The sequence below is a fragment of the Asanoa sp. NPDC049475 genome (genome assembly GCF_040676915.1).
Classification (GTDB): Bacteria; Actinomycetota; Actinomycetes; order Mycobacteriales; family Micromonosporaceae; genus Asanoa.
Genome location: NZ_JBFAPY010000002.1, coordinates 870264 through 896290 on the forward strand (window position 1 = coordinate 870264; position 26027 = coordinate 896290).

Sequence of the window (26027 nt, forward strand, 5' to 3'; positions counted from 1 at the left end):
CCCCGGGACGCGCGAGTATTGAACGCGATGGCTCGTGGACAGTTGCGGATCTATCTCGGCGCCGCGCCCGGTGTCGGGAAGACCTTCGCCATGCTCGAAGAGGCTCAGCGGCGGGCCGGGCGGGGCACCGACCTGGTGATCGGCTTCCTCGAGACGCACGGGCGGCCCCATACCGCCGAGATGCTCGATGATCTCGAGGTCACGCCCCGCCGGGAGATGAGCTACCGCGGCGCCCGGTTCACCGAGATGGACGTCGACGCCATCCTGCGCCGCAACCCGCAGGTCGCCGTCGTCGACGAGCTCGCGCACACCAACGTCCCCGGCTCGCGCAACGAGAAGCGTTGGCAGGACATCCAGGAGCTGCTCGACGCCGGGATCACCGTGCTCTCGACCGTCAACATCCAGCACCTGGAGTCGCTCAACGACGTGGTCGAGCAGATCACCGGGGTGGTCCAGCGAGAGACAGTGCCGGACAGTGTCGTACGCGGTGCGGACCAGGTCGAGCTCGTCGACATGACGCCCGAGGCGCTGCGGCGGCGGATGGTGCACGGCAACGTCTACCCGCCGGAGAAGATCGACGCGGCGCTCGGCAACTACTTCCGCGTCGGCAACCTGACCGCGTTGCGGGAGCTGGCGCTGCTCTGGCTGGCGGACAAGGTCGACGAGCAGCTCGACCGGTACCGCGAGGAACACGGCATCGGCACCACCTGGGAGGCGCGCGAGCGGGTCGTCGTCGCGGTGACCGGTGGGCGCGAGGGGGACACGCTGATCCGCCGCGCCGCGCGGATCGCCGCCCGCAGCAAGGGCGCCGATCTCCTCGCGGTCCACGTCTCGCGCAGTGACGGGCTGGTCGACGCCGACCCCGCCCTGCTGTCCCGGCAGCGGCTGCTGGTGGAGAGCCTCGGCGGCACGTACCACCAGGTGGTCGGTCCCGACGTCTCCCGCGCGCTGCTGGACTTCGCCCGTGGGGTCAACGCCACCCAGCTCGTGCTCGGCGCCAGCCGGCGCGGGCGGGTGCAGCAGATCTTCTCGGCCGGTGTCGGGGTGACCACGACCGCGCAGTCCGGGCCGATCGACGTGCACCTGGTCACCCACGAGGAGATCGGCCTCGGCCGGCGCCGGTGGCGGCGCGGCGGTGCTGCCCTGTCGCGGAGGCGGCGGATCGCCGGGTTTCTCGTCGCCCTGATCGGGTTGCCGGCCCTGACCGCGATCCTGGTGCCGTTCACCGACAACTTGTCACTGGCGAGTGACATGATGCTGTTCCTGCTGGCGATCGTGGTGGTGGCGTTGGTGGGTGGCCGCTGGCCGGCGATCGCGGCCGCCGTGGCCGGCTTCCTGCTGCTCAACTACTTCTTCACGCCGCCGTTGCGGAAGTTCACGGTCAACGAGACGGAGAACCTGCTCGCGCTCGCGGTGTTCGTCGTCGTCGCGATAGCGGTCAGCGCCGTCGTCGACACGGCCGCCACGCGGACCCGGGAGGCGGCCGGGGCGAGTGCCGACGCACAGACCCTGGCAACCGTGGCAGGTAGCGTGCTGCGCGGAGCCCGTCCGCTCGAAGCCCTGTTGCGGCAGCTGCGGGAGATGTTCGGCCTGGAGTCCGTGACGCTGCTGGAGCGCGCGCCGGGTGCGGTCGACGTGCCGGACCGCCGGCGTGACCCGGCCGCCTGGCGGGTGGCCGCCAGCGATGGGGCAGGACCGAGCCGCACACCGGCGGAGGGTACGAGCGACGTGCCCATCGGCGACGACCTCGCCCTCGTGCTGCGGGGCAGCACGCTGGCGGCCAGCGACCGGCGGATCATCGAGGCGTTCGCCGCCCAGGCCGCCGTCGCGCTGCGTCAGGAGCGGCTGGCCGAGCAGGCCGCCGAGGCGCTGCCGCTGGCCGAGGCCGACCGGATGCGCACGGCGTTGCTCGCGGCGGTCAGCCACGACCTGCGTACGCCGCTGGCGTCCGCGAAGGCAGCGGTTACCAGCCTGCGCAGCGACGAGGTGGAGTTCTCGCCGGACGACCGCGACGAGCTGCTGGCCACGGCGGACGAGTCGCTCGACAAGCTGGGCCGGCTGGTGGCGAACCTGCTCGACATGAGCCGCCTGCAGGCCGGAGCCCTGGGCGTGATGCCCGCGTCGCTGGGCCTGGAGGAGGCGGTCCCGCGGGCTTTGGACGAGCTCGGCGCCTCGGCGCGGCCGGTGGTCCTGCGGATGCCGGACGACCTGCCGCTGGTCCATGCGGACCCGGGCCTGCTGGAGCGGATCCTGGTGAACGTGATCGGGAACGCGATCCGGTACTCGCCGTCCGACCGGCCACCGACGATCACGGCGAGCGAGCACGCCGGGCAGGTGGAGATGCGGGTGATCGACCGTGGACCCGGCATTCCGGACTCCGCGCGGGACCGGGTGTTCCAGCCCTTCCAGCGCCTCGGCGACCGCACCAACCACGAGGGCGTCGGGCTCGGCCTGGCGCTGTCCCGCGGCCTGGCCGAGGCGATGGGCGGTTCGCTGACGCCGGAGACGACGCCCGGCGGCGGCTTGACGATGGTGCTGTCCCTGCCGTCGGCGGAGGCCGACGTGGAGCCGACCGAGACCCGCGCGACCGAGATCGCGGACCAGGCGATCCGGGAGCGGTTGCGGCGCTGGCCGCGCGAGGCGCAGCTGTCGTCGCGGCTCAACGAGGCCGCCACGCCTGATCTCGCGGTCGGCGAGCCCGCCCGGGTGGATCGTGGCCTGGTGCCGGAGCCGGTGCACCCGTCGCGGCTGGCGGAGCGGGACGCGGCGGGCGGCGCGGGCTCTGCGCGCGACGCGCCCCGGACCGGCGACGCTGGCTTCGATGGCGGCGCTGATCGGGCGAAGGCCTCGGGCGGCGGCGCCGACGGCGAAGCGGCCTCAGCCGGCGACCCGACCCGAGGCGACGGTGCTGGTCGCTCTTCGAACGAGGACGGCACGTCGGATACCGAGCGCCGTTCGTGGCTCGGCCGCGGTGCCCGTGCTGTTCGCCGCGCGGGCATCGGCGGCAGCACTGCGCATCGTCCAGGCGCCGACGGCGGAACCGCAGCCGAGCGCCATGCGGGGTTGGACGACGGAGTGCGGACCGTGGGAGATCAGGCCCGGTTTGACAGGGGAGCAGGGACCGTGGGCCAGCACGACGGTGCGGGCGGTGGGGAGAACGACCAACAACCCACGGGCAGCGCCGGACCCGAAGACGACCACGACGGCGGCGGGAGCCACGTGAGCGGTCGCGACCGGCCCCGCCGCAGCCGCGGCATGCGTCACGGTGAAGGCTCCGGCCCACCGAACGACGACGACAACGACGACAACGCTGCCGGCACGGGCAGCGCGGATGAGGGAGACATGCGGGCGAGCGGGCCGGACGGTGGGCGGTGACCAGGATTCTGGTGGTCGACGACGAGCCGCAGATCCTCCGCGCGATGCGGATCAACCTGCGGGCACGCGGCTACGACGTCGACGTCGCCGCCGACGGGGGCACCGCGCTCAAGTCGGCCGCCGCCAAGCCGCCGGACCTCGTCGTCCTCGACCTCGGACTGCCCGACATCGAGGGCACGGAGGTCATCCGCGGCCTGCGCGGCTGGACCACCGTCCCGATCATCGTGCTGTCCGGACGCGCCGACAGCGCCGACAAGGTCGCGGCCCTGGATGCCGGTGCGGACGACTACGTGACCAAGCCCTTCGGTGTCGACGAGCTTCTCGCCCGGATCCGGGCCGTCACCAGGCGGATGGGGGCCACCTCGGACGCCACACCCATCGTCAAGGTCGGCGGCTTCAACGTGGACCTGTCAGCCCGCGTCGTGGAACCGCCCGAGGGCAGCGCCGAGGTGCGGCTCACCCCCACCGAGTGGCATCTGCTCGAGATCCTGTTGCGCAACCCCGGCAAGCTCGTCAGCCAGCGGCAGCTGCTGCAGGACGTGTGGGGGCCCCAGTACCAGACCGAGACCAACTACCTCCGCCAGTACATGGCTCAGCTCCGCCGGAAGCTGGAGGCCGACCCCGGCCACCCCCGGCATCTGCTCACCGAACCGGGGATGGGTTACCGCTTCCAGCCGTGAGGGTCTTGACCAGCATCGTGATCGTCTCGGGGAACCATCGGCGTACGCCGTCGTCGCCCGTCGCGTGATAGCCCGTGTCGATCGTGCCGTGCGGCCATTCCACGTAGCCGAGCCGCTCGTAGAGCCGTCGCGCCGCCGGGTTCCCCACCCCCACGCCCAGCACGACTCGGGCATGGCCCCGGGACCGCACGAGGTCCTCGGCCGCGTGCACCAGAGCCGTCCCGTAGCCACGACCCCGCAGCACCGAGACCACCTCGAGGTGCACCAGCATCGGCACACCCGGCAGGTGCGCGTTGACCTCCGCCTCGGGCGCGGGCGAGAACGACACCCAGACGTCGCCCACCGGCTGGCCGTCCAGCAGCCCGACCAGTAGGACCCCGTCGGCGGCCGGGCGGGAGAGCCGATCGGTGAAGAACTCCCGCTGGCCGAGCACCGCGACCACACCGGCCAGGTCAGAGCGCGACGCCGGGACGACCGAGAACATTCAGTACTCGTCGTGCAGGCGCCACCAGCTGTACGGCTCCGTCTGCGGCCAGCCCAGCGGTGAGTCCTCCCAGGTCTCCTGCCGCCCGTACGCGGTCAGGTCCAGGATGTTGAAGTCGAACCTCAGCCGGTCGACGCCCCGCCCGCTGGTGACGTAGGTCTGGAACACGTCGACGCCGTCGCTGACGAACGCGGCCAGCGCGAACCCGCCACCGGCGCCGATGTCGGTGCTGAAGGCCGTGCCGCGCGACGAGTACACCGGCACCGTCCACTCCATCCGGCGCCGCACGTCCTGCAACTGAGCGAAAGGCATGTCCGAGACCACCGCGTACGAGACGCCGCGCGCGTGCAGGTGCTCGAGGCGGCCGACGTTGTCCGTGAAGCTCGCACAGCCCGAGCAGATCTCGCCGGGGCCGTTGTCCATGAACTGGTAGACGACCAGCTGCGAGCGCCCCTCGAACAGGTCCCGCAGCTCGACCGGCCCCTCGGGACCGGCGAACGCGTAGGAACCCGGCATCCGCACCATCGGCAGCCGCCGCCGTTGGGCCGCGAGGGCGTCCAGCGCGCGGGTAGCCTCTTTCTCCTTGACCAGCAGGGCGTCGCGAGCGGCCTGCCACTGCTCACGAGAAACGATCTCCGGTTGGGCCACGATCCAACCCTATCCCCGAGACGGGAGGCGGCCGTGGAGTTCACGCCCGGCCTGGCGGTCAGTCGCCGGCTGTACGACGAGGTGGTGGCGCCGGCGATGCACGGCATCCCGCACGCGGCCGCCCGGGTCGACACCGGCTCCGACGTGCTCGGCTTCGACACCGCGCGGTCCATGGACCACGACTGGGGTCCCCGGCTCCAGGTCTTCGTCCACGACCGCGACGTCGCCGCGGCGGCGCGGGCCAGGATCGTGCTCCCGGAGACCTTCCACGGCATCCCCACCAAGGACCACGGCGAGCAGATCGGCGTCACGGTCGACGCGCTCGACGACTACCTCGCGCGAAGCCTGGCGATGCGCGACGCGGCCCACCCCACCACCGACGACTGGCTGGCGCTCCCCACGCAGCGGCTGGCCGAGTTCACCGGCGGCGCGGTGTTCCGCGACGACCTCGGCGGCCTCACCGCCGCCCGGAACGCGCTGCGCTGGTACCCGGACGACGTCTGGCGGTACGTCGTGGCCGTCCAGTGGACCCGCATCGACCAGGAGGAGCCGTTCGTGGGCCGGTGCGGCGAGCTCGGCGACGACCTCGGCAGCCGGATCGTCGCCGCCCGCCTCGCCCGGGACCTGATGCGGCTGTTCCTGTTGCTGGAGCGCCGTTACCCGCCGTACGGCAAATGGCTCGGCACCGCGTTCGCCCGGATCGGGACGGCACCGCACGAGGAGCTGAGAGCGGCCCTGGCCGCCGAGCACTGGAAAGAGCGGGAGCGTCACCTGGTGACAGCCGCGGTCCGCGCGGCGGAGCGCACCAACGAGATCTTCGGCACCACGGAGGACCCCACCCCGAGGCCGTTCTTCGACCGCCCGATCATGGTGCTGGGTGCCGCCCGGTTCGCGCGCGCGCTGGATCCGAAGCGGCCACCGACCGGCGCCGTGGACCAGTGGGTGGACAGCACGGACGTGCTGTCACATGTCGGACGCGCCCGGGCGGCGGCGCGCGGGCTGAACGGGACGGGACACGGCCCGAACGACCGTTAAGCTTGGGGCGTGCTCAACGCGGAGCTCCACCCACCCGAGCGGCTCGTGGCCGCCCAGCGCGCGACGGCGGCGATCGGCCTCGACGCGCTGCTCGTCACGCCGGGCTCCGACCTGCGCTACCTGACCGGTTACGACGCGCACGCCCAGGAGCGCCTGACCTGCCTGGTGCTGCCGGCCCGGGGCGAGCCGACCCTGGTGGTGCCTACCCTGGAGCGACCGGCGGCCGAGGTCGCGACGAGCAACCTGAAGATCGTCGATCACCAGGACGGCGAAAGCCCGTACCCACGAGTGATCGAGGCCCTCGACGGACCGCCCACCGTCGTCGCCCTCAGCGACCGCATGTGGGCCGCCCACGTGCTCGGCCTCCGCGCCGCGCTCCCGACGGCCGAGCAGCGCCTGGCCGGCGAGATCCTCGGCGAGCTGCGGATGCGCAAGTCCCCCGCCGAGGTCGAGGCCCTCCGCGCGGCCGGCGCGGCGATCGACGCCGTGCACGCCCGGATGGCCGACTGGCTGCTGCCGGGGCGCACCGAGCGCCAGGTCGGCGCCGACATCGCCGAGGCGATCATCGAGTCCGGCCACGCAACCGTCGACTTCGTGATCGTCGCCTCCGGCCCCAATGGCGCGAGCCCGCACCACGCGCTCTCCGACCGGGTGATCCGCGCCGGTGAGCCCGTGGTCGTCGACATCGGCGGCACGATGCCGTCCGGCTACTGCTCCGACTCGACCCGCACCTACGTGGTCGGTGCGCCGCCGGCCGACGCCGCCGCGTACTACGAGGTGCTCCACGCGGCCCAGCGCGCCGCGGTCGCGGCCGTCCGCCCCGGGGTCACCTGCGCACAGGTCGACGCCGCGGCCCGCGACGTGATCGCCGACGCCGGGTACGGCGCCGCGTTCCTGCACCGCACCGGGCACGGGATCGGCCTCGACGGGCACGAGGAGCCCTACATCGTGGCCGGCAACGACCGGCCACTGGAGCCCGGCATGGCGTTCTCGATCGAGCCGGGCATCTACCTCGCGGGTCGGCACGGCGCCCGCATCGAAGACATCGTCGTCTGCACCGACGGGGGCGTAGACGTCTTGAACACCACACCCACGGAGTTGGCCGAACTATGACCATCGACCGCGTCCTGCCCACCGAGGAAGCCGGGGATCTCCTCGACCTCGCCACCGAGCTCGCCGACCGTGAGCTCGCGCCCCGGGCCGCCGATTTCGAGGCCCGCCGGGAGTTCCCGCGCGAGCTGATCCGCACGCTGGGCCGGGCCGGGCTGCTCGGCCTGCCGTACCCGGAGGAGGTCGGTGGCGGCGGCCAGCCGTACGAGGTCTACCTCCAGGTCGTGGAGATCCTCGCGTCGCGCTGGCTGGTCGCCGCCGAGGCGGTCAGCGTGCACACCCTGGCGTGCTACCCGGTGGCCAGCGCCGGCAGCGAGCAGTTGCGCAAGCTGCTGCCCGACATGCTCGGCGGCGAGCTGCTCGGCGCCTACTGCCTCTCCGAGCCGCAGGGCGGCTCCGACGCGGCCTCGCTGACCACGAAGGCGGTCAAGGACGGTGACGCGTACGTGGTCGACGGCACCAAGGCCTGGATCACCCACGCGCACGACGCCGACTTCTTCAACGTGTTCGCCCGCACCGGCGGTCCCGGCGCCGGCGGCATCTCCTGCCTGCTGGCCGACGCCAACACGCCCGGGATCGTGCCGCAGGCGCCGGAGCGCACCATGGGCCTGCACGCCTCCCCGGTGTCCCAGATCGCGTTCGACGGAGCGCGGGTGCCGGCCGACCGCCTCGTCGGCGAGGAGGGCACCGGCTTCGGCATCGCCCTGCGGGCCCTCGACTCCGGCCGGCTCGGCATCGCCGCCTGCGCCGTCGGGCTGGCCCAGGCGGCACTCGACTACGCGGCCGGCTACGCCCGCGAGCGCGAGCAGTTCGGCACGCCGATCATCGAGTTCCAGGGGCTCGGCTTCATGCTCGCCGACATGGCCACCCAGGTCTCCGCCGCCCGCGCGCTGACCCTGTCGGCCGCCCGGCTGCGCGACCACGGCCGGCCGTACTCGGTCGAGGCCGCCAAGGCCAAGATGTTCGCCACCGACGTCGCGATGAAGGTCACCACCGATGCGGTCCAGGTGCTCGGCGGCTACGGCTACGTCGCCGACCACCCGGTCGAGCGCTACATGCGCGAGGCGAAGGTCCTCCAGATCGTCGAGGGCACGAACCAGATCCAGCGCATGGTCGTCGCCCGGTCACTGAGGAAGGCCTGAGAAGAACGCGCGGATGTCGGCCGCGTGCGCGTGCGGCTGCTCCATCGCGACGAAGTGGTTGCCCGGGTTCCCCTCCGGCCAGTGCACGATCGTGTTGTCCCGCTCCGCGAGGCGACGCATCAGCGGCGAGCCGCCGCCGTACACGCCGGAGGGGACCTTCTTCTGTCCCGTGGGCCAGGCGAAACCGCCGTCGGCGGCCAGCGTGAGGCGCTCGTACATCGGCCAGGACGACGACCCGGCCGTGCCGGTGAACCACCACAGGCTCGCGTTGGTGAGCATCAGGTCCCGGTCGATGACCTGGTCTGGCGTGTCGGCCATGAACGCGAACTCCTTGAACTTGTGGGTCAGCCAGGCCAGGAGCCCGACCGGAGAGTCGTTCCACGCGTACGCCATGGTCTGCGGCGCCGCCCGCAGCAGCGCGTGATGGTCGACGCCGCCGCTCATCCACTGCCGCATCTGGTCCCACTCGGCCCGTTCGGCGTCGTCCATGCCCGGCACGTCGGCCTCGGTCGGAAAGCCGAAGCCCCCGTCGATGTGCACGCCGACGACGTGCTCCGGCGCGACCTTGGCCACCTCGGGCGCGATGTAGGCGCCGAGGTCGCCGCCCTGGGTGCCGTAGCGGTCGTAGCCCAGCCGGTCCATCAAGGCGGCCCACATGCGCGCCACGCGCTCGACCGTCATCTCGGCTGGTGCGTCCGAGAACCCGAATCCGGGCACGGACGGCACGACGACGTGGAAGGGCAACTCGTGCGCCGGGTCGGTGAGCAGCGGGATCAGCTCGACGAACTCGACGAACGAGTTCGGCCAGCCGTGCGTCAGCAGCAGCGGCAGCGCGTCGGGAGCGGGGGAGCGGACGTGCAGGAAGTGCACGTCCAGGCCGTCGAGCGCGGACACGAACTGCGGAAACTCGTTGAGGCGGGCCTCGTGCGCCCGCCAGTCGTACGTCGTGGCCCAGTGCTCGGCCAGGTCGCGCAGGTAGTCGACCGGCACGCCGCGGCTCCAACCGTCGCCGGGCAGCTGCCGTGGCCAGCGGGCGCGGACGAGCCGGTCGCGCAGGTCGTCGAGGTCGGCTTGCGGGATGTCGATCCGGAAAGGCGTCATGCGAACCACGCTAGGAGCCATGTAGGTCAACTAATGTCACACATGGCTGGCATTCTGGGAGCCATGTCGAACACCCCCGCCCGGCTGCTGAGCCTGCTGTCGCTGCTGCAGACCCCGCGCGAGTGGCCCGGCAGCGAGCTGGCCGCCCGGCTCGGCGTCAGCCTGCGCACCATCCGCCGCGACGTCGAGAAGCTCCGGGACCTCGGCTATCCGGTGCACGCCACGATGGGCGCGGTCGGCGGCTACCGACTCGTGGCCGGCAAGGCCATGCCGCCGCTGCTGCTCGACGACGAGGAGGCGGTGGCGATCGCGGTGGGGTTGCGCGCGCACGCGGCCGCCGGCGTCGAGGAGGCCTCGGTGCGCGCCCTCGCGAAGCTCGAACAGGTGCTGCCGGCCCGGTTGCGGCAACGGGTGGGTGCGCTGGGCCGGGCCACGGAGCCGCTGCTCACCTGGGGGCAGCCCACGGCCGACCCGTCGACGCTGGCGGCGCTGGCCACCGCGATCACCGGTCGGGAGCGGCTGCGGTTCGCGTACACCCGGCACGACGGCACGTCGAGCGAGCGGCAGGCCGACCCGCACAAGCTGGTGTCGGCGGGCCGCCGCTGGTATCTGGTCGCCTACGACCTCGACCGCGCCGACTGGCGGGTCTTCCGGGCGGACCGGCTCCGCTCGCCGCTCCCTACCGGGGTGCGGTTCGCGCCGCGGGACCTGCCCACGCCCGACGCCGCGGCCTACGTGACCGCGTCCCTGACGGAGTTCGCCCCGGTGTACGAGGCGGTCGCGACCCTGCACGCCCCGGCGGAGCGGTTGGCCGACCGGATCGGCGAGCTGACCCCGATCGACGCCGACACCTGCCTGCTGCGCGGTCACGCCGACACCCTGGACTACCTGGCGTGGCGGCTGCTGACCCTCGGCTGCGCGTTCGAGGTGCACGAGCCGCCCGAGCTGATCGCGCACCTGGCTGCCCTGGGCGAGCGGGCCACCCGGGCGGCGACCGGCCGTGGCTGACGACCTGGAGGCCGTCTGGCGCAGCGACGCGGCCGGGATGCGGGCCGTGCTGGCCCGTCGGCTCGGTGACCTCGACCGGGCCGAGGAGGCGCTGCAGGACGCCGTCGGCGAGGCGCTGCGGCGCTGGCCGACCGAGGGCGTCCCGGACCACCCGGCGGGCTGGCTGGTCACCACCGCCTGGCGCAAGGCCCTTGACGTGCTGCGCCGGGAGGCCACGGGCCGCGCGAAGGTGCTCGAGCTCGACCCGCCGGCCCCTCCGACCGGCGACGACCGGCTCGCCATGATCTTCGCCTGCTGCCATCCGGCGCTGAGCGAGCCGTCCCAGGTGGCGCTGACCCTGTCCGCGGTCAGCGGCCTGGCCACCGAGGAGATCGCCGCGGCGTACCTCGTGCCCGTCGCGACCATGGCGCAGCGCCTGGTGCGGGCCAAGCGCACGCTGCGCGGTGCTTCCTTCACCGTTCCGGGCGCCGACGAGCGGCGTGAGCGACTGGACGCCGTGCTGGCCACCGTGTACCTCGTCTTCAACCAGGGCTACGACGCCGCCCGGCGGGACCTGGCCCGGGAAGGCCTCGAGCTGGCCTGGCAGCTCGCCGACCTGATGCCCGGCGAGCCCGAGGCGGCCGGGCTGGCCGCCCTGCTCGCCCTGCACGAGGCCCGCGCCGCCACCCGGGTCGACGCCGAGGGCCGGCTGGTGCTGCTCGCCGACCAGGACCGGTCGCGGTGGGACCGGGCCATGATCCTGTCCGGGGTACGCCGGCTCGGGCAGGCCGTGGCCCTCGGCGCACCCGGGCCGTACCAGCTCCAGGCCGCGATCGCGGTCCAGCACGCGCTGGCGCCGTCCTACGCGGACACCGACTGGTCCGCCGTCCGCGGCCACTACGACCGGCTGCTGGCCGTGCGCCCGTCGCCGGTGGTGGCGCTGGGCCGGGCGGTCGCGACCGGGTTCGTCGACGGACCCGCCGCGGCCCTCGCCGAGGTCGACGGCCTCGAGCCACGGCTGTCCGGCTACCGGATGTGGCACGCGACCCGGGCCGACCTGCTGGTCAAGCTGGGCCGCACCGGCGAGGCGGCGGACGCCACCCGGCGCGCGCTGGCGTTGGCCACCAACGACGCCGAACGGGACCTGCTGAGCCGCCGCCTCGCCGCGCTTCTCGGCTAGCGCCCGGTGGTCGGGCGCACCTCGACCTGGTCACCGACCGCCTCGATGCCCGGCCAGGTGGCGGCGCACGCGATCGCGTCCTCCATCGTCTCGGCCTCCAGCAGGATGAAGCCGCCGACCACGTCCTTGAGCTCGATGTACGGGCCGTCGGTCACCACGGCCTTCCCGTCACCGCCGCGGCGGACCGTCTTCGCGGTGCTGACCGGCTGGAGCTCGGCGCCGCCCTGGACGACCACGCCCTCGGCGTGCCACTTCTCCCACCAGCTCTCGACGGTCGCCATCAGCTCGTCGACCCCTGGCCCGGTCCAGTTGGACTCGGGTCCGCAAATCATCATCACGTAGCGCATGAGCTCGCCTTTCCGGCCTCGTCGCGGCTGTGTCATGGGATGACGAACGGCACCTTGGCGGGATCGACATCGCCGCCGCGCGCGCCGGCCGGTAGTTTCTCTGCCGTGGAGGACATTGACCGCGCCATCGTCGCAGCCCTGACCGCCGACGGCCGGCTGTCCTACACCGACCTCGCGGAACGGGTGGGACTGTCGGTGTCGGCGGTGCACCAGCGGGTCCGCCGGCTCGAGCAGCGCGGCGTGATCAAGGGCTACACGGCCAAGGTGGCGTACGACGCGATCGATCTGCCCCTGGCCGCGTTCGTGGCGATCCGGCCGTTCGACCCGTCGCAGCCCGACGACGCCCCCGAGCGGCTCGCGCATATCCCGGAGATCGAGTCCTGCTACTCGGTCGCCGGCGACGATTTCTACCTGCTGCTCGTGCGGGTCGCCGGCCCGGCCGACCTCGAGCGGGTGCTGCAGGAGATCCGGACCGCCGCCAACGTCACGCACCGGACCACGGTCGTGCTGTCGACGCCGTACGAGGGCCGCGCGCCGAAGGTGTCGCTCACCGACCCGAGTTCCACTGCTGGATGACCCGCGCGCCGTGCTCGTGGCCGAGCACGGACAGGGTCGCGGTGTCCAGCTTGAGCAGCCCGCCGCCGTCGGGGCCGAGCCCGATCCACCGGGCACCGACGACCCGCAGCAGGTGGCCGTGGCCGACCAGCGCGACGTCACCCTGGTCGAGCAGCTTGGCCGCCTTGGCGATCACCCGGTCGACCCTCGCGCCGACCTGGGCCGGTTGTTCGCCGCCGGGGGCGCCGTCGGTCCACAACGACCACGTCGGGTCGTGGCTCTCGTGGATCTCGGCGGAGGTGATCCCCTCGTACCGGCCGTAGTTCCACTCCGCCAGGTCCTCGTCGAGCTCGGTGACGTCGAGGCCGGCGAGCTCCGCGGTGCGTACCGCCCGCAGCCGCGGACTGCTGATCACCGCCACGAAGGACCGGTCGGCCACTCGCTTGCCGATCTCGTGGGCCTGCTTCTCGCCGTCGGGGGTCAGCTCGACGTCTGTGTACGAGGTGTGCTTCCCGGTCAGGCTCCACTCGGTCTGCCCATGCCGGACCAGGACGATCTCCGCCATGCGATCCATCCAACCGGTTTCTGTCCAGCGATGCCTCCCGAACCATCATCCTAGGATGCTTTAGGGGGTGTGCCCGGGTACGGAGATCAACCGGCGGCGGGGGAGAGATAGGGTTCCGCGCATGACCATCCGGCCGATCCGGCTCATCGGAGACGCGGTGCTACGCGCCGAATGCGACCCTGTCCGCGCCTTCGACGGGGAGCTGCGCGCGCTGGTCACCGACCTGATGGACACACTGCTGGGCGAGCCCGGCCGCGCGGGCGTCGCCGCCAACCAGATCGGCGTGAGCGCCCGGGTGTTCGTCTACGACGCCGACGGCCAGCGCGGCCACGTGGTCAACCCGACCCTGACGGTGTCCGATGAGCTCCAGGACGGCGACGAGGGCTGCCTGTCCATTCCGGAGCTCTTCTTCCCGACGCCAAGGGCGATGCACGCGACCGTGACGGGCTTCGACCAGCACGGCGAGCCGCTGACGGTGTCCGGCAGCGGCTTCCTGGCGCGGGCACTGCAGCACGAGACCGACCACCTCAACGGCCGCCTGTACGTGGACGGCCTGAAGGGCCAGACCCGCCGCGAGGCGCTGCGCGAGATCCGCGCGACCCCGTGGGCGCGCCGCACTCCCTGATCGGCCGCTACCGACCCTGATGGGTGACTGGTGGTCCGGAGCGGGGGCGGGGCTGCTAGACATTCTCTGACATGTCCGGTTTCAGCACGAGTGATCGGTTGGCCCTCGTCGGCATTCTCGTCGCGGCCGCGGCGGTCGTCGTGGGGCTGCTGGCCACGCGGCGGTGGGGGACCCGGCGGCGGCTCATCGCGTTCGACTGTGTCAGCACACCGTTGATCTCCGAGGCGCACCTCGGCGCGCTGGGGCGGGATCTGCTGAAGGTCACCTACCGGGACGTCGAGGTGGTGAACCCGCATCTCGTGCACATCCGGATCAGGAACATCGGGCCGAGCGACGTGGCCAGTGTCCACTTCGACGCCGAGACGCCGCTCACCGTCGGGCTGAGCTGCCGGGTGCTCGGGGTGACGACCGTACCCGGGCCGGTGCCGGCCGGCGTGAGCTCCACCGGTGCCCAGGGCGAGATCACGTTCGGGCCGGGCCTGCTGCGGCGCAACGAGGAGTGGGCGCTGGGCGTACTGGTCGAGGGAAGCCCCCGCCCGGAGATGATGAGCTCGCTGATCGACACCGACATCGTCCGACGTGGGTAGGCTGCGCCGCGTGACGACCTTTCACGTTCCCTTCCACCAGGACGAGCGGCTCGCCGGCGGGCACCTGCCGGTCCAGGAGGCCGCGGAGACGGTCGAGCCGGCCCTGCCCGCCGGCACGCTCTGGGAGCGGCTCACCGCGTTGCACAGCGCGGTGGCGGACCGGGTAGCGGCGGACATCAGGGCGGGCGCGACCCCGACCGTGGTGTCCGGGGACTGCCTGGTGGCCCTCGGCACCGTCGCCGGCGTGCAGCGGGCCGGAATCGACGCCGGCATCGTGTGGTTCGACGCGCACGGCGACGTGCACACGCTGGAGACCACGACCTCGGGCTACCTCGGCGGCCTGTCGCTGCGGCTCCTCCTGGGCGCCCACCCGGACCTGGTGGCCGGTCCGCTCGGCCTGCGCCCCATCGCACCGGAGCGCGCGCTGCTCGTGGACGCCCGCGACCTCGACCCGGCCGAGGCCACCTACCTGGCCACCACCGGTCCAGCCCGCACAGAGGTCGACACCGTGGCCCGACCTGAGGGCCGGCCCAACCCGAACGGGGACACGGCTGCCTGGCCGGGCGGTTCGGCCATCCGGGCTGCCGACGTGCCCGGCTTGCCGGACGGCCCGTTGGTGCTGCACGTCGACGTGGACGTGATCGACTCCGCGGAGCTACCCGGGCTGCTCTTCCCGGCGCCGAACGGTCCGTCCACGATGGCCGTGCGAGAGGCGGTCCGACGGATCCTGGCCACCGGCCGCGTGGTCGCGATCGACGTGGCCTGCCCCTGGCATCCACCGACCTCCGACCAGGACGCCGCTGCCCGCGCCCATCTGATCGCCAACCTTGCATCCTAGGACGGTCTACAGGGCGTGCAGCCAGTCGCGATGACAAGTCAGCGCCGATGGCGCTACCGACGATCGCGGAAGTTCTAGGGCTGCCTTAATTGTGTTATCCGGCGGTCGCCATGTTCGTCTCCTGTGGGCCACGATGGGGCGGCTTCAAGGAGAGGTGCGATGCGCGAAGGGTACGAGCGGGCGTTGGTGCTCGCCGCTCAGGACGGAGATCCGCGGGCGGTCGAAAGGCTCGTGGCGGAATACCTACCGCTGGTCTACAACGTCGTCGGACGCGCCCTCGACGGGCACGCCGACGTCGACGACGTCGTGCAGGAGACGATGCTGCGCTGTGTCACCGGGCTGCGGGGGCTGCGCGACCCGGCGAGCTTTCGCGCCTGGCTGGTCGCGATCGCGGTGCGGCAGGTGCGGGACCGGCAGGCGGACCGCTACCGGGCGCGCCAGGCGGGCCAGCTCGGCTACCCCGGCACCGACGACGTGACCGACCCGGGCGCGGACTTCGCGAACCTGACGATCCTGCGGTTGGAGCTGTCCGGCCAGCGGCGCGAGGTCGTCGAGGCGACCCGCTGGCTCGACCCGGACGACCAGGAGCTGCTGTCACTGTGGTGGCTGGAGGCCTCCGGTGAGCTGACCCGCGACGAGCTGGCGCAGTCGTTGGGTGTGACGAACCAGCACGCGGCGGTACGTGTCCAGCGGATGAAGGCGACTCTCGACACCGCGCGGGCCGTGGTGCGGGCGTTGTCGAGCCGGCCCCGCTGCCCTGACCTGTCGGGGGTGCTGACGAGCTGGTCCGGGCATCCGGACGCGCTGTGGCGCAAGCGGCTGGCCCGGCACATCCGGGAGTGCGCGTACTGCGGTCCGGCGTCGGAGCAGCTCGTGGCGGCGGAGCGGCTGCTGGCGGGCATCGGCCTGGTGGCGCCGGCCGCGGGGCTGGTGGCGATGACGGTGAGTGCCGCGGGCAGCGCGTTGGCGGGCGGGGCGATCGGTGGTGCGGGCTGGACCGCGGCGACCGGCGGCGCGGCCGCGTGGACGGGTGCGGGCGGCGCGGGGACGGCCGGCGGTGGCACCGCCGCGGGCGCGTGGGGCGCCGAGGTGGCGGGTGCGTGGAGCACCGGCACGGCGGCGGTGCCGGGCCTCGGTGCCAGCGCGGGTGCGGGAGCGGTTGCCACCGGGGCGGGCGGCTCCGGCGCGATGGGTGCGGCGGGCACCGCAGCCAAGAGCGCGGGTTGGCTCATGAAGGGGTTCCTGATCAGCAAGCCGGTGGCGGCGGCGGTTGCCACGGTCGCGGTGGCGACGACGGCGGTGGTGACGTTCGGCGTGGTCCGCGACGGGGACGCGGTGCCCGCCGCGGCGGTGTTGCCTCCTGCGGCCGTCAGCGCCTCGCCGTTCGTATCCCCTGATGCGACGCCGAGTCCGACGGCGGTGCCGTCGGCGACGGTCTCGCCCACCGCGAAGCCGACCGTGAAGAGGACGCAGCGGGCGCCGTTGCCGCCTACGGGGACGACGGAGAAGAAGGGCGCGGCGGTCTGGGACTTCCCGAAGGTGAGCGCGGGCCTGAAAGCTGTCGGTGCCTCGTGGTACTACAACTGGGGCGCGGACAACGACCGGATGCCGGCCTCGGGTGTGGAGTTCGTGCCGATGATCTGGGGCACGGCGAACGTGACGGACTCGACGTTGGCCCAGGCGAAGCGTGAGGGTGACACGCTGCTGGGGTTCAACGAGCCTGACATGGCGGAGCAGGCGAACATGACGCCGGCGAAGGCGTTGGAGCTGTGGCCGAGGCTGCAGGGCACGGGGATGCGGTTGGGCAGCCCGTCGGTGGCGTTCGGCGCGGCCGACAGCGGCAAGTGGCTGGACCAGTTCATGAAGGGGGCGAAGGACAAGGGCTACCGGGTCGACTTCATCACCCTGCACTGGTACGGGGGTGACTTCTCGTCGGCGGCCGTGGGGCAGCTGAAGGGCTACATCCAGCAGGTGTACGCGAAGTACAAGCTGCCGATCTGGTTGACGGAGTTCGCGTTGATCCGGTTCGACGGTTCGGGTGCGCACTATCCGACGGACGCGCAGCAGGTGGCGTTCATCGACGGGGCGACGCACATGCTGGAGGGCTTGTCATATGTGGAGCGCTACTCGTGGTTCGGCCTGCCGTCGACGAGTGACAGCCACACGGGCCTCTACAAGGAGAGTGGCGCGTTGACGCCGATGGGCACGGCCTATCGGGCGGCGGGCTGATCGACCAGGAGGTGCTCGTAGGGGAAGCCGTCTGCCAGCTCTTCGCGGCGCGTGGAGAGCTGGCGGAGGGCCGCGTCGATGTGAGCGAGGTCGACGAGGTCGGGCTGGGCGCTGTGGCGCAGTTTGAGGCGTTGGCCGATGGCGGCGCCGGCGAGGTCCTCGGCGAGCCGGTCGGCCGGGACTCCGCAGGTGGTGCGGTGTTCGGCGAGCTGGACGCGTTCGAAGACGTAGCCGCCTTCGTGTAGTTGGAGCCAGGCCCACCCTTCGGCGGGTCCGCCTGTCCACTGGACGCGGATGCCGCGGATGATGGGGTCGAAGAGCTGGCGGGCGGCGTACGCGTCGACGGCGGTGGCGCGGGCGACGGACGAGAGGTCGTTGACGTAGCCGGTGCGGCCGTCGGGGAGGCGGCCGACGATGTCGCGGTAGCCGCCGAAGTCGGCGTCGGCTCCGTAGGCGCGCGCGTCGAGGATGTAGCCGATGACCTGGGTGCCGTTCTCGGCCGCGGTGAGGGTCGGTGAGGTGATCCGCAGCAGGGGCAGGCCGACGGCGTCGCAGACGGCGGTGGTCATGCGGGCGACTTTCGTGTCCGCGGTGTCGGTGAAGAGCAGCGCGAACTCGGGCCGGTCGGTGTCGGGGTCGGTGACGAGGTAGTCGACGACGACGGTGGCGGCGGTGTTCCATTGGCCGGCGGTGATGCCGGTGGGTTTGCGGCCGATCACCTGGCCGAGGCGGCGTCCGGTGTGGACGTGGCGGCCGGAGCGCAGGATGGTTGGCGTCACGGGGCGACGCTAACCCACGGGTCGCAGGACCGTCACCTCCGGGTACGGGTGGGAGAGGAAGTCGTGGTGGGAGATGTCCCAGCCGTAGGCGCCGGTGCGGGCGTAGACGAGCACGTCGCCGACGCGGAGGTGGTCGACGTGTTGGCCGCGGGTGAGGACGTCGCGGGGGGTGCAGAGCTCGCCGGTGGCGTCGACGGTGACGTCGGATACCTCCGGACGGGGGAACGGGTGGGGCCAGTCGTCGACGGGCAGGACGGTGAACGGGTGGCTGTAGCCCCAGGCGGCGGGTAGCCGGAAGTGGTGGGTGCCGCCGCGGAGGACGGCGAACCAGCGGCCGTGGTTGCGTTTGAGGTCGATGACTTCGGCGGCGTACCAGCCGGTGTCGGCGGCGATCCACCTGCCGGGTTCGACGGCGAGGGTGACGCCGTGCGGTGGTTCTTTGATCCGGAGTCGGCTCAGGTCGAAGGTGGTGTCGCCGGTGTAGTCGATGCCGAAGCCGCCGCCGGCGTTGACGTAGCGCAGGTCGATGCCGAGGCGCGCGGCGGTGTGCTGCGACCAGGTGATGGCTTCGTCGACGAAGGTGGCGTGGGCGGCGGCGTCGAGGTTGTTGGAGACGGCGTGGAGGTGGAAGCCGCTGATCGGCAGGTCGCGGGGCAGGGTGTGGAGGTCTTCCTCGGCGATGCCGAACGGGGTGGGGGTGCCGGTCATGCGGTGGGTGCCGCTGGGGGTGTCGGCGGCCCTGTTGACCCGCAACGCCGCGCGGACGGGCCTGCCCTGGGCGATGTGGGTGAGGCGGCGCAGCTCGTGGGCGCTCTCGACGTGGATCATCGCGTGGGCGGTGACGGCGGCGTCGAGCTCGGCGTCGGTCTTGGCGGGGCCGGCGAAGGCGATCTCCTGGGCGCCTGTCCGGCGTGCCAGTGCGAGCTCTCCGCCCGAGGCGACTTCGAGGCCGTCGGCGTGGGTGGCGATCTCGCGTACGAGGTCGGGGTTGCTGTTGGCCTTGACGGCGTAGAGGACGCGGGTGCCGGGCGGGAGTGCGGCGCGCAGGGCGGTGATCCGGCCTGTGGCGACGGCCGGGTCGTAGACGTAGGCGCAGACGGGGCGGTGGGCTGCGCGCAGGGCGGCGGCGACCCGTTCAGGGATCATGTAGCGGATTGTGCACCGGGACGTAGCGGTCGCCACGCCCGGCGAGCCGCATCCGGACGAGGGCTTTGTGCGGGACGGTGGGTGCGGTCAGGGCGGCGTGGTCGGCCCGGGCCGCGGCGGTGCTGGCGGGGTCGGACAGCAGCGGCTCGTACGCCTCGTCGAGGGCGTCGCGGACGGCCCGCCAGGCGCGGTCCTCGTCGAGGTCGTGGGATGCGGTGAGGCGCACGACGATTTCGCCGAGGTGGGCCTGGAGGGCGGTGTAGCCGAGCTTGGCGCGCATGACGTCGACGTCGTCGGTGGCGATGACGGAGCCGGGCCACAGGGGTGGCGGGTCGGCGAGGCGCGGCAGGTACATGCGCAGGCCGGCGAAGTCGCGGAACACGATCCGGTGTGGGCGGCCGTCGACGAAGGTGGGCAGGCAGTTCTGGAGGTGGGCTTCGAGGGCGATGCCGTGCCGGGCGGCGAGGGTGAGCACGGGCGGCAGGAGCAGCCGGGCGTAGTCGCGCACGAACTGGAGAGCACTCCCCGCTCCGGGTGGTACGAGCCGGTCGAGGGTGTCACCGGCGGTGAGGCCGCCTCCGGGGATGGCGATCTCGTCGCGGCGCAGGTGGCGGTCGACGCCGTCGCGGAGGATCGCCGACCCGTCGCGTCCCGAGCCGGCGGTCAGGGCGGTGCCGGCGGTCTCGGCGAGCAGGACGACGGTCGGGTCGTCGGCGAGGAGCCCGTGCAGGAGGTCTGAGATCGCGGGGCCGTTGCGGGTGCTGGCGGTGGAGATGCTGCGCCGGGTCGAGGTGACCTGGATGTCGAGCGAGAGCTTGAGGTAGCGGCGGTGGCCGTCGCGGGCCGGTGGGAGCAGCAGGGTGCGGACGGCGGCGGTGGGTGCGGCGTCGAGGGTGCCGTCGAGGTCCCGGATCAGCCCCTGCGCGTAGAGGTCGGCGTAGCGGTGGCGCAGGACGGTGTCGCGCTGCCACTGGTGGACGGGTATGACGCGCCCTGCGGACGGCAGGTCGTAGAGGTCCGCGAGGGTGGCGCCGAGGTCGTCGCCGACGTGCAGGTCGGGGTGCACGGCGACGAACGCGACCGTGGTGGAGCCGGCCTCGACGTCGTGGCGGAGGGTGTCGGCGGTGTCCCAGCCGAGGCGGGTGCGGCCGCACGGGTGCAGGTTGTGCCCGTCGATCGCGAGGCGCTCGTAGGCCAGGGCGCGGGCGTCGGGGTCTTCTCCCGGGTCGGGCGGCTGGGGCCGGGCGTACGCGAGGGCCAGGTTGACGGTGGCGTCGGTGAGCTCCTCGGCCAGGTTCCCGGCGCCTTCGAGGCCCGCTGGGAGCAGGGCGGCGGGTCCCGCGGGCAGGTCGTCGAGCTTGTCGACCTCGAGGCGGTCGAAGCCGTGGCGGCGGCCGAACCCGGCGAATCGCTCGCGGGCGTCGCCGAGGTCCTCGCGGTAGAGGGCGCCGGCGAGGCGGCGGCCGACAGTGGCGGCGGCGCGCGGCAGGGCGGCGCGGAACGGCCCGACGAGCGCGGGCGCGACCCGGGTCAGGCGTTGCGCGGTGTGCCGGGCGGCGTGGTCGAGATCGCTGTTCACCGGTGCTCCAGGAGCGGGTTCGGCACGTACGCCCAGCGGGGTTCGAGTGGGTCCGCGGCCAGGCGCATGGTGGTGGTGGCTTTGATCGGGAGGGCGTCGCGGCGGGTGAGTCGGTCGCCCGCGGTCTTCGCGATCGCCGCCCACAACTGGTCGGGTGACGTCTCGGTCGCGCCGGCGAGGGTGGCGACGAGCTGTCCGAAGACGACGGTGAGGGCGGCGAGCAGGGTCGTCTCGGGCTCGTCGGGGTCGGCGGCGGTGAGGTCGCCGTGCAGGGGCGGCAGGTTCTGGATCCGTGGGTCGATCCGGATGCCGCCGACGTCGCGGTACCAGAGCCTGTCCGGGCGGCCGCGGTCGAGGGTGACGAGGGTGTTCTGGCCGTGTGCCTCGAGCCCGATCCCGCGGTCGAGGAGCTCGAGCGGGCCGGTGACGAGCAGGCGGGTCAGGTCGGTGAGGAACGGGCGCGGGTCGCCGGCGTAGGCGAGGCGGACGGCCTCGCGGGCCAATGGGGCGCCGTCGGCCGGTGACGGCGCGGACAGGGCTCCCACCGGAATCGCCTCCGGGGGTGGTGCCTGGCGGTGGACGACGGCGAGGCGGCGGTCGGGGCGCCCGTCGGTGAGGACGGCGCCGGCAGCGTACTCGCGCAGGATCGTGACGTTCTTCGTCAGCTCCTGGAGCAATCCGGTCAGGTTCGGTCCGTTTTCGACGGCCGCCGGGGAGACGGTGCGGACGGCGCTGGTCAGCTGGGCGTCGATCGCCGTCTTGAGGTGCAGGGTGGGGTCGTCGAGCGGGGCCAGGGTGCGCAGCGACATCAGCGGCCGGGCGGGGCGGGTGCCGACGCGGCGCAGGGTGTCGTCGGCGATGCGGTCGGCCTGCCACGGGTGCAGGTGCAGCAGCGGCGGGAGGCCTTCGCCGGTGGTGTGCCAGCGGTCCTCGGGCACGGCGACCTGGACGAGGTCGACGACGGTGCGGTGCTCCGGCGCGTACGCGAGGACGTCCTCGGTGGTCATCCCGGAGCGGGTGCGGCAGCCGGGGTGCAGCGGGTGCCCGTCGACGACGAGCTGCTCCCAGTGCGGCGGGGTCGGCCGGGTGAGGGCCGGGGGACCGCCGTCGGGGCGGGGCTGGGTGGCCTGGGCGAGGGCGAGGTTGGCGACGCTGTTGTCGACCTCGGCGGCGAACCGGTCGTGGCCCATGGCGCGCAGGATGTCGGCCGGGTCGCTGCTCTCCGGGCCGTCGAGGTGCTCGCGGTGCAGCGCGGTGACGAGGCGGCGGTGGATCGCGGCGCGGGCCGCCGGTAGCTCGCGCAGGTAGGCGGGGTGCAGGTCGGGGCGGTGGCGTTCCAGCCATCGCGCGGTGCTCGACGGGTCGGGCCCGCCGAGGGGCTCCGCCGTCGTGCCACTCACCGCACCAGCCTACTAAGGGCAGCCTTACCTCTGGTCCCAGGGGTATCAGCGGTCGCGGGAGCGCCGCACGTAGATGCCGGCCATCCCGATCAGGATGAAGACCAGCGCGGCGCAGACCAGGAGCTTGAAGATCACCCGGCAACCCTGTCACACGACCCCGTAGGGTGCATAGGTGCGGTTGGCGACCTTCAACGTGCTCCATGGCAGGTCCATCGACGACGGGATCGTCGACCGGACGCGGTTCGCGGAAGCGGTGGCGACGATCGACGCCGACGTTCTCGCCCTCCAGGAGGTCGACCGGCTGCAGCCGCGATCGGGCTCGCTGGACCTGACGGCGGTGGCGGCCGAGGCGCTTGGGGCGGTCGCGCACCGCTTCGTGGCGGCGGTCGTCGGGACGCCGGGGGAGACGTACCGTCCACTGTCCTTCGACGACGACGGGGCCGACGAGCCCAACTACGGCATCGGCCTGGTGAGCCGGTATCCGGTGCGGTCGTGGCGGACGCTGCGCCTGTCACCGTCGCCGGTACCGGGTCCGATCTACGCACTGGGACCCGGCGGCCGCGGTCGCCCGATGCTGCTGCGCGACGAGCCACGCGCGCTGGTGGTCGCGGTCCTGGACACGCCGTGGGGCGACGTGACGGTGGGGGCGACGCACCTGTCGTTCGTGCCGGGCTGGAACCTGTGGCAACTCCGCCAGGTGGTCCGCCTGCTGCGCACGTTCCCGGCACCGCGGGTACTGCTCGGCGACCTGAACCTGCCGGCCGGCCCGGCGGCGCTGGCGTCGGGTTGGCGTCCGCTGGGGAAGCTGCCGACGTTCCCGTCCTCGGCCCCGCGGGTGCAGCTCGACCACGTGCTGGCGGACCCGCGGGGATGGGCGCGGTGGCCGCACTCGGTGTCGGCGGCGACCCCGCCGGTCGGCGTCTCGGACCACCGCCCGCTGGTGGTCGACCTGATGATGTGAGTAGGGCTCTGGTTCAGCACGCAGGTTTACATAATGCACATTATCGAACAACCAGAAATCGGCGGGGTGTCCTGACATGTTCCGCGTGGCCCGGGAGGGCGACCTGGAGGCGATCCTGGGCCTGTACGGGCAGCTGCACCCGTCGGATCCGCCGGCGCGGGACGCCCTGGAGACGTTCCGGCGGATCCTGGCGACGCCCGGGCTGGACCTGTTCGTGCTCGAGGTCTCCGGCGCCGTCGTCGCGACGACCTACCTCAACGTGATCCCGAACCTCACCCGCGGCGGCGCACCCTACGCGGTCGTCGAGAACGTCGTCGTCGACGCGTCCGTGCGCGGCACCGGACTCGGCCGCCAGATCATGGCCGGCACCCTCGCTGCGGCGTGGGACGCCGGCTGCTACAAGGTGATGCTGATGACCGGGTCCCGCACCCCCGCCACACACGCCTTCTACCGAGCCTGCGGCTTCGACCCGGACGCCAAGACGGCATACCTGGCCAAGCCCGCGCCTACGCGCTGATTTCGGACACAAGGGACGCGATCTGCTCGGCGATCCCGGCGCGGTCGGCGGGGTGGTCGAGCCACAGGTCGGACAGAACCAGCAGGCGGAACGCGCGGTCGTCGCCATCGTCGAGGTTCAGGATCAGGGCGGCGACCTCCTCCGCGGCGTACTCGGCGGCCAGGCGTCCGGCGGACAGGCTCACGGCCGTCTCCCGGATCCGGGCCCGCACCACGGCGTCCACAGACCGCGGCGGATGGCCGAGCTCGGTCATCGCCTCGATGAACAGGTCTGCGGCCTCTCGAGACCTTAGCTCCTCCCCTGCCCTTGCCATGATCAATTAAGGTGCGCGGGATGGACTCTCCTGTGCTGACCGCGCTGCGGGACGAGGCGGACGCGTTCGTCGCCGCTCTCGCGCTGGTGGACTGGGACCGGCCGACACGGTGCACCCCGTGGTTGGTGCGGGACCTCGTCGGTCATGTCGTCACTGTGCTGGGTCGCGTGCCGCCGATGGTGGCGGCGGTCGTGCCGGGACGGGCCGACACCGACGTGGCCGGCTACTACCGCGACGACGAGCGGTTCAGTGCGGCCGCGAACGCCGACCGGGTCCGGACCGCCCACGACCGCGCCGGCGTCCCCGACCTGGCCGGCGACCTGGGCCGCATCGCCGACGAGGTGGTCGAGGTCTGCCGGGAGCAGCCGGCCGACCGCGTCGTGCGCACCCGGCACGACGACGCCATGCTGCTGTCCGACTTCCTGCTCACCCGGCTGTTCGAGACGGCCGTGCACGGTCTGGACGTCGCCGACGCGCTCCGGCGCCCGCCGTGGCTCACTGCCGGCGCCACGCAGCTCCTCCTGCCGCTGCTGTTCGGTCAGGGCTGGGCGGCGGCGGTCGCCGCGCTCGGCCGGGACGACGCGCAGGTGCTGCGCATGGCGACCGGCCGCGCGGCCGTCTCCGACGAGGAGTCGGCCAGGTTGACCGTGCTGGGGCTGCGCCCGCTGACCCTGGGCTGACGCCAACGAGCGGGCGGGCATCGATGGCGGTGAACGCCCGCGCGGTATAGTCGCCCGCATGTCCTGGGGAGACTCCGTGGAGGTCGACTTCGGCGCGGGGGCGGCTTCGGTGCCAGTCTGGACGCAGCAGGTCGATCTCAGCGGTGGCAAGGGCTCCATTCCCGTTCCGGCCGACGGGCCTGTCGACTGGTCCGCGCTCGACAAGTTCCCGGGCGCCATGTCGGTCAAGTGGTCGGGACCTGACCGCGGCATGCTCCAGGCCGTGGTGGCCCGCGGCCTGCCGGCGCTGCACTGGAGCGACCTGCCCGCCGAGGTCGACCTGTCCGCTACGCGGCTGGTCAACCTCGGCCTCCACGGCACTGACCTGCGCCGCCTGCGGCTCCCGCCCGGCATCGAGTCCCTGTCGATGGACGACCCACACCCCACCCTCCAGGTCGACTCTCCGGACGACGGGCGCGGCGCCGAGGTGCTCCTGAGCTTCCGCACCCAGCCGCCGACCGTCCCGGCCGGGCTGCGCAACGCCAAGAAGGTCTGGGTGAAGGCCGGCGGGGAGCTCTCCGCCCGCGTGCTGAGCGGCCTCACGGCCGTCGAGAGCCTCGACATCGAGTTCCTTGACCTGCCGGGGCGCCTCACCGACACCGACGACCTGCGCGTCCATCGGGCGTTGACGACGTTGACCGTCGACAACGCGTACGACTGGGACCCGAGCTCCCTGCCCGACCTGCCCACCCTGCGCGAGCTCGAGGTCAACGGCACCCTGAAAGGGACCGCGAAGGCGCTCAAGGCCCGGTTCAAGGGCTCCGGCGTCGAGGTGAGCGTCAGCGGCGCCAAGTCCGAGAGCTGGGTCGCCGCCCACATCGACAATCCGTTCCTCGACTGGGTCGAGGAGTCGAAGGCGTTCGGGACCGCGGCGTGCAAGGCGTACACGAAGGCGGCGGTCGGGATCGAGGCGGCGGACGGACCCGAGCGGGCCGAGGCCGTGCTGCGCGCGTTCGTCGCCGACCTCAACGCCGTGCAGAAGAAGTACGGGCTGATCGACACGGTCAACCGCGAGCACGCCGGCGACGTCATCGACGACCTGGCCAAGCGCGCCGGCGTGCCCGACGGCGACGCCGAGCGCTGGTTCGACGAGGACCGCCACTTCTAGGTGAAGGGGCCGACGGC

At 72.8% G+C, this 26027-nt stretch carries 25 protein-coding genes and 1 pseudogene; 16 read left to right on the forward strand and 10 right to left on the reverse strand.

Translation table 11 applies throughout. The annotated features are described in order from the left end of the window. Window positions 1-27: 27 nt before the first annotated feature. Together AB0J88_RS10135 and AB0J88_RS10140 are read left to right on the forward strand one after the other, a co-directional pair. Window positions 28-2553, forward strand: a pseudogene (locus AB0J88_RS10135) (DUF4118 domain-containing protein); the annotation flags it as partial. Window positions 2554-3371: 818 nt separating this feature from the next. Continuing rightward, complete coding sequence (locus tag AB0J88_RS10140; protein ID WP_364346412.1) at window positions 3372-4055, forward strand: response regulator; 684 nt, start codon at window positions 3372-3374, stop codon at window positions 4053-4055. On the opposite strand, the gene AB0J88_RS10145 is transcribed toward AB0J88_RS10140, so the two are convergent. After that, window positions 4018-4539, reverse strand: coding sequence for a GNAT family N-acetyltransferase (locus tag AB0J88_RS10145; protein WP_364346410.1), 522 nt, complete (start codon window positions 4537-4539; stop codon window positions 4018-4020). The genes AB0J88_RS10140 and AB0J88_RS10145 overlap by 38 nt on opposite strands. Beyond that, on the reverse strand, window positions 4540-5187 hold the full coding sequence (locus AB0J88_RS10150; protein WP_364346408.1) for a DUF899 family protein: 648 nt from the start codon (window positions 5185-5187) through the stop codon (window positions 4540-4542). Between the two features lie 33 nt (window positions 5188-5220). Between AB0J88_RS10150 and AB0J88_RS10155 the strand changes: the two genes are divergently transcribed. The 3 genes from AB0J88_RS10155 to AB0J88_RS10165 are packed head-to-tail and all read left to right on the forward strand — an operon-like array spanning window position 5221 to window position 8474. Further along, complete coding sequence (locus AB0J88_RS10155; RefSeq protein ID WP_364346406.1) at window positions 5221-6222, forward strand: DUF4037 domain-containing protein; 1002 nt, start codon at window positions 5221-5223, stop codon at window positions 6220-6222. A 9-nt stretch (window positions 6223-6231) separates the two neighbouring features. After that, on the forward strand, window positions 6232-7335 hold the full coding sequence (locus AB0J88_RS10160) for a Xaa-Pro peptidase family protein (RefSeq protein WP_364346404.1): 1104 nt from the start codon (window positions 6232-6234) through the stop codon (window positions 7333-7335). After that, complete coding sequence (locus AB0J88_RS10165) at window positions 7332-8474, forward strand: acyl-CoA dehydrogenase family protein (protein ID WP_364346402.1); 1143 nt, start codon at window positions 7332-7334, stop codon at window positions 8472-8474. Before AB0J88_RS10160 ends, AB0J88_RS10165 begins: the two co-directional genes overlap by 4 nt. On the opposite strand, the gene AB0J88_RS10170 is transcribed toward AB0J88_RS10165, so the two are convergent. Then, the gene (locus tag AB0J88_RS10170; protein ID WP_364346400.1) at window positions 8457-9575 is read right to left on the reverse strand and encodes an epoxide hydrolase family protein; all 1119 of its coding nucleotides are present in this window, start codon (window positions 9573-9575) and stop codon (window positions 8457-8459) included. The two genes, AB0J88_RS10165 and AB0J88_RS10170, sit on opposite strands and share 18 nt — an antisense overlap. A 63-nt stretch (window positions 9576-9638) precedes the next feature. On the opposite strand from AB0J88_RS10170, the gene AB0J88_RS10175 reads away from it, so the two are divergent. Beyond that, window positions 9639-10583, forward strand: coding sequence for a YafY family protein (locus AB0J88_RS10175; RefSeq protein WP_364346398.1), 945 nt, complete (start codon window positions 9639-9641; stop codon window positions 10581-10583). Beyond that, the gene (locus AB0J88_RS10180; RefSeq protein ID WP_364346396.1) at window positions 10576-11742 is read left to right on the forward strand and encodes a DUF6596 domain-containing protein; all 1167 of its coding nucleotides are present in this window, start codon (window positions 10576-10578) and stop codon (window positions 11740-11742) included. Before AB0J88_RS10175 ends, AB0J88_RS10180 begins: the two co-directional genes overlap by 8 nt. On the opposite strand, the gene AB0J88_RS10185 is transcribed toward AB0J88_RS10180, so the two are convergent. Beyond that, window positions 11739-12089 carry a YciI family protein gene (locus AB0J88_RS10185; protein WP_364346394.1) on the reverse strand — a complete coding sequence of 117 codons (351 nt, stop codon included), beginning with the start codon at window positions 12087-12089 and terminating at the stop codon, window positions 11739-11741. The genes AB0J88_RS10180 and AB0J88_RS10185 overlap by 4 nt on opposite strands. Window positions 12090-12194: 105 nt before the next feature. Here AB0J88_RS10185 and AB0J88_RS10190 point away from each other — a divergent pair, with 105 nt between their 5' ends. Further along, a complete protein-coding gene (locus AB0J88_RS10190; protein ID WP_364346392.1) occupies window positions 12195-12665 on the forward strand; it encodes an Lrp/AsnC family transcriptional regulator in 471 nt (156 codons plus the stop codon). Here AB0J88_RS10190 and AB0J88_RS10195 read toward each other — a convergent pair. Continuing rightward, window positions 12637-13209, reverse strand: coding sequence for a histidine phosphatase family protein (locus tag AB0J88_RS10195; protein WP_364346390.1), 573 nt, complete (start codon window positions 13207-13209; stop codon window positions 12637-12639). The genes AB0J88_RS10190 and AB0J88_RS10195 overlap by 29 nt on opposite strands. A 121-nt stretch (window positions 13210-13330) precedes the next feature. Between AB0J88_RS10195 and def the strand changes: the two genes are divergently transcribed. The 4 genes from def to AB0J88_RS10215 all read left to right on the forward strand — a co-directional run bounded on the left by def (window position 13331) and on the right by AB0J88_RS10215 (window position 17488). Next, entirely contained in the window at window positions 13331-13834 is a 504-nt protein-coding gene (gene def / locus AB0J88_RS10200) for a peptide deformylase (RefSeq protein ID WP_364346388.1), read from the forward strand. 71 nt (window positions 13835-13905) lie between these two features. Continuing rightward, a complete protein-coding gene (locus tag AB0J88_RS10205) occupies window positions 13906-14421 on the forward strand; it encodes a hypothetical protein (protein ID WP_364346386.1) in 516 nt (171 codons plus the stop codon). A 10-nt stretch (window positions 14422-14431) separates the two neighbouring features. Then, window positions 14432-15259, forward strand: a complete 828-nt coding sequence (locus AB0J88_RS10210; protein ID WP_364346384.1) for an arginase family protein — start codon at window positions 14432-14434, stop codon at window positions 15257-15259. A gap of 159 nt (window positions 15260-15418) precedes the next feature. Continuing rightward, a complete protein-coding gene (locus AB0J88_RS10215) occupies window positions 15419-17488 on the forward strand; it encodes a sigma-70 family RNA polymerase sigma factor (protein ID WP_364346382.1) in 2070 nt (689 codons plus the stop codon). On the opposite strand, the gene AB0J88_RS10220 is transcribed toward AB0J88_RS10215, so the two are convergent. The 4 genes from AB0J88_RS10220 to AB0J88_RS10235 are packed head-to-tail and all read right to left on the reverse strand — an operon-like array spanning window position 17470 to window position 22392. After that, complete coding sequence (locus tag AB0J88_RS10220; protein WP_364346380.1) at window positions 17470-18267, reverse strand: hypothetical protein; 798 nt, start codon at window positions 18265-18267, stop codon at window positions 17470-17472. The genes AB0J88_RS10215 and AB0J88_RS10220 overlap by 19 nt on opposite strands. A 9-nt stretch (window positions 18268-18276) precedes the next feature. Further along, the gene (locus AB0J88_RS10225) at window positions 18277-19413 is read right to left on the reverse strand and encodes an alanine racemase (protein ID WP_364346378.1); all 1137 of its coding nucleotides are present in this window, start codon (window positions 19411-19413) and stop codon (window positions 18277-18279) included. Continuing rightward, entirely contained in the window at window positions 19403-20992 is a 1590-nt protein-coding gene (locus AB0J88_RS10230; protein ID WP_364346376.1) for an IucA/IucC family protein, read from the reverse strand. Before AB0J88_RS10230 ends, AB0J88_RS10225 begins: the two co-directional genes overlap by 11 nt. Then, window positions 20989-22392: an IucA/IucC family protein gene (locus AB0J88_RS10235; protein WP_364346374.1), complete on the reverse strand. Its 1404-nt coding sequence runs from the start codon at window positions 22390-22392 to the stop codon at window positions 20989-20991. Before AB0J88_RS10235 ends, AB0J88_RS10230 begins: the two co-directional genes overlap by 4 nt. A gap of 172 nt (window positions 22393-22564) precedes the next feature. Between AB0J88_RS10235 and AB0J88_RS10240 the strand changes: the two genes are divergently transcribed. Both AB0J88_RS10240 and AB0J88_RS10245 read left to right on the forward strand, forming a co-directional pair. Further along, entirely contained in the window at window positions 22565-23353 is a 789-nt protein-coding gene (locus AB0J88_RS10240; protein WP_364346372.1) for an endonuclease/exonuclease/phosphatase family protein, read from the forward strand. A gap of 76 nt (window positions 23354-23429) precedes the next feature. Beyond that, window positions 23430-23870 (forward strand): GNAT family N-acetyltransferase, encoded by a 441-nt coding sequence (locus AB0J88_RS10245; RefSeq protein WP_364346370.1) that lies wholly within the window; start codon window positions 23430-23432, stop codon window positions 23868-23870. On the opposite strand, the gene AB0J88_RS10250 is transcribed toward AB0J88_RS10245, so the two are convergent. Beyond that, window positions 23860-24183: a hypothetical protein gene (locus AB0J88_RS10250; RefSeq protein WP_364346368.1), complete on the reverse strand. Its 324-nt coding sequence runs from the start codon at window positions 24181-24183 to the stop codon at window positions 23860-23862. The two genes, AB0J88_RS10245 and AB0J88_RS10250, sit on opposite strands and share 11 nt — an antisense overlap. A 20-nt stretch (window positions 24184-24203) precedes the next feature. Here AB0J88_RS10250 and AB0J88_RS10255 point away from each other — a divergent pair, with 20 nt between their 5' ends. Together AB0J88_RS10255 and AB0J88_RS10260 are read left to right on the forward strand one after the other, a co-directional pair. Continuing rightward, window positions 24204-24863 (forward strand): maleylpyruvate isomerase N-terminal domain-containing protein, encoded by a 660-nt coding sequence (locus tag AB0J88_RS10255; protein ID WP_364346366.1) that lies wholly within the window; start codon window positions 24204-24206, stop codon window positions 24861-24863. A 58-nt stretch (window positions 24864-24921) separates the two neighbouring features. Then, window positions 24922-26010 carry a hypothetical protein gene (locus AB0J88_RS10260; protein ID WP_364346364.1) on the forward strand — a complete coding sequence of 363 codons (1089 nt, stop codon included), beginning with the start codon at window positions 24922-24924 and terminating at the stop codon, window positions 26008-26010. The last annotated feature ends 17 nt before the right edge of the window (window positions 26011-26027 follow it).

What these genes read in the sequence shown, in the direction of transcription:
- AB0J88_RS10250 (WP_364346368.1), bottom strand. Translation starts at nt 24,183, where the DNA reads ATGGCAAGGGCAGGGGAGGAGCTAAGGTCTCGAGAGGCCGCAGACCTG.
- def (WP_364346388.1), top strand. Translation starts at nt 13,331, where the DNA reads ATGACCATCCGGCCGATCCGGCTCATCGGAGACGCGGTGCTACGCGCC.
- AB0J88_RS10185 (WP_364346394.1), bottom strand. Translation starts at nt 12,089, where the DNA reads ATGCGCTACGTGATGATGATTTGCGGACCCGAGTCCAACTGGACCGGG.
- AB0J88_RS10205 (WP_364346386.1), top strand. Translation starts at nt 13,906, where the DNA reads ATGTCCGGTTTCAGCACGAGTGATCGGTTGGCCCTCGTCGGCATTCTC.
- AB0J88_RS10165 (WP_364346402.1), top strand. Translation starts at nt 7,332, where the DNA reads ATGACCATCGACCGCGTCCTGCCCACCGAGGAAGCCGGGGATCTCCTC.
- AB0J88_RS10245 (WP_364346370.1), top strand. Translation starts at nt 23,430, where the DNA reads ATGTTCCGCGTGGCCCGGGAGGGCGACCTGGAGGCGATCCTGGGCCTG.
- AB0J88_RS10175 (WP_364346398.1), top strand. Translation starts at nt 9,639, where the DNA reads ATGTCGAACACCCCCGCCCGGCTGCTGAGCCTGCTGTCGCTGCTGCAG.
- AB0J88_RS10225 (WP_364346378.1), bottom strand. Translation starts at nt 19,413, where the DNA reads ATGATCCCTGAACGGGTCGCCGCCGCCCTGCGCGCAGCCCACCGCCCC.
- AB0J88_RS10215 (WP_364346382.1), top strand. Translation starts at nt 15,419, where the DNA reads ATGCGCGAAGGGTACGAGCGGGCGTTGGTGCTCGCCGCTCAGGACGGA.
- AB0J88_RS10195 (WP_364346390.1), bottom strand. Translation starts at nt 13,209, where the DNA reads ATGGCGGAGATCGTCCTGGTCCGGCATGGGCAGACCGAGTGGAGCCTG.
- AB0J88_RS10170 (WP_364346400.1), bottom strand. Translation starts at nt 9,575, where the DNA reads ATGACGCCTTTCCGGATCGACATCCCGCAAGCCGACCTCGACGACCTG.
- AB0J88_RS10145 (WP_364346410.1), bottom strand. Translation starts at nt 4,539, where the DNA reads ATGTTCTCGGTCGTCCCGGCGTCGCGCTCTGACCTGGCCGGTGTGGTC.
- AB0J88_RS10255 (WP_364346366.1), top strand. Translation starts at nt 24,204, where the DNA reads ATGGACTCTCCTGTGCTGACCGCGCTGCGGGACGAGGCGGACGCGTTC.
- AB0J88_RS10260 (WP_364346364.1), top strand. Translation starts at nt 24,922, where the DNA reads ATGTCCTGGGGAGACTCCGTGGAGGTCGACTTCGGCGCGGGGGCGGCT.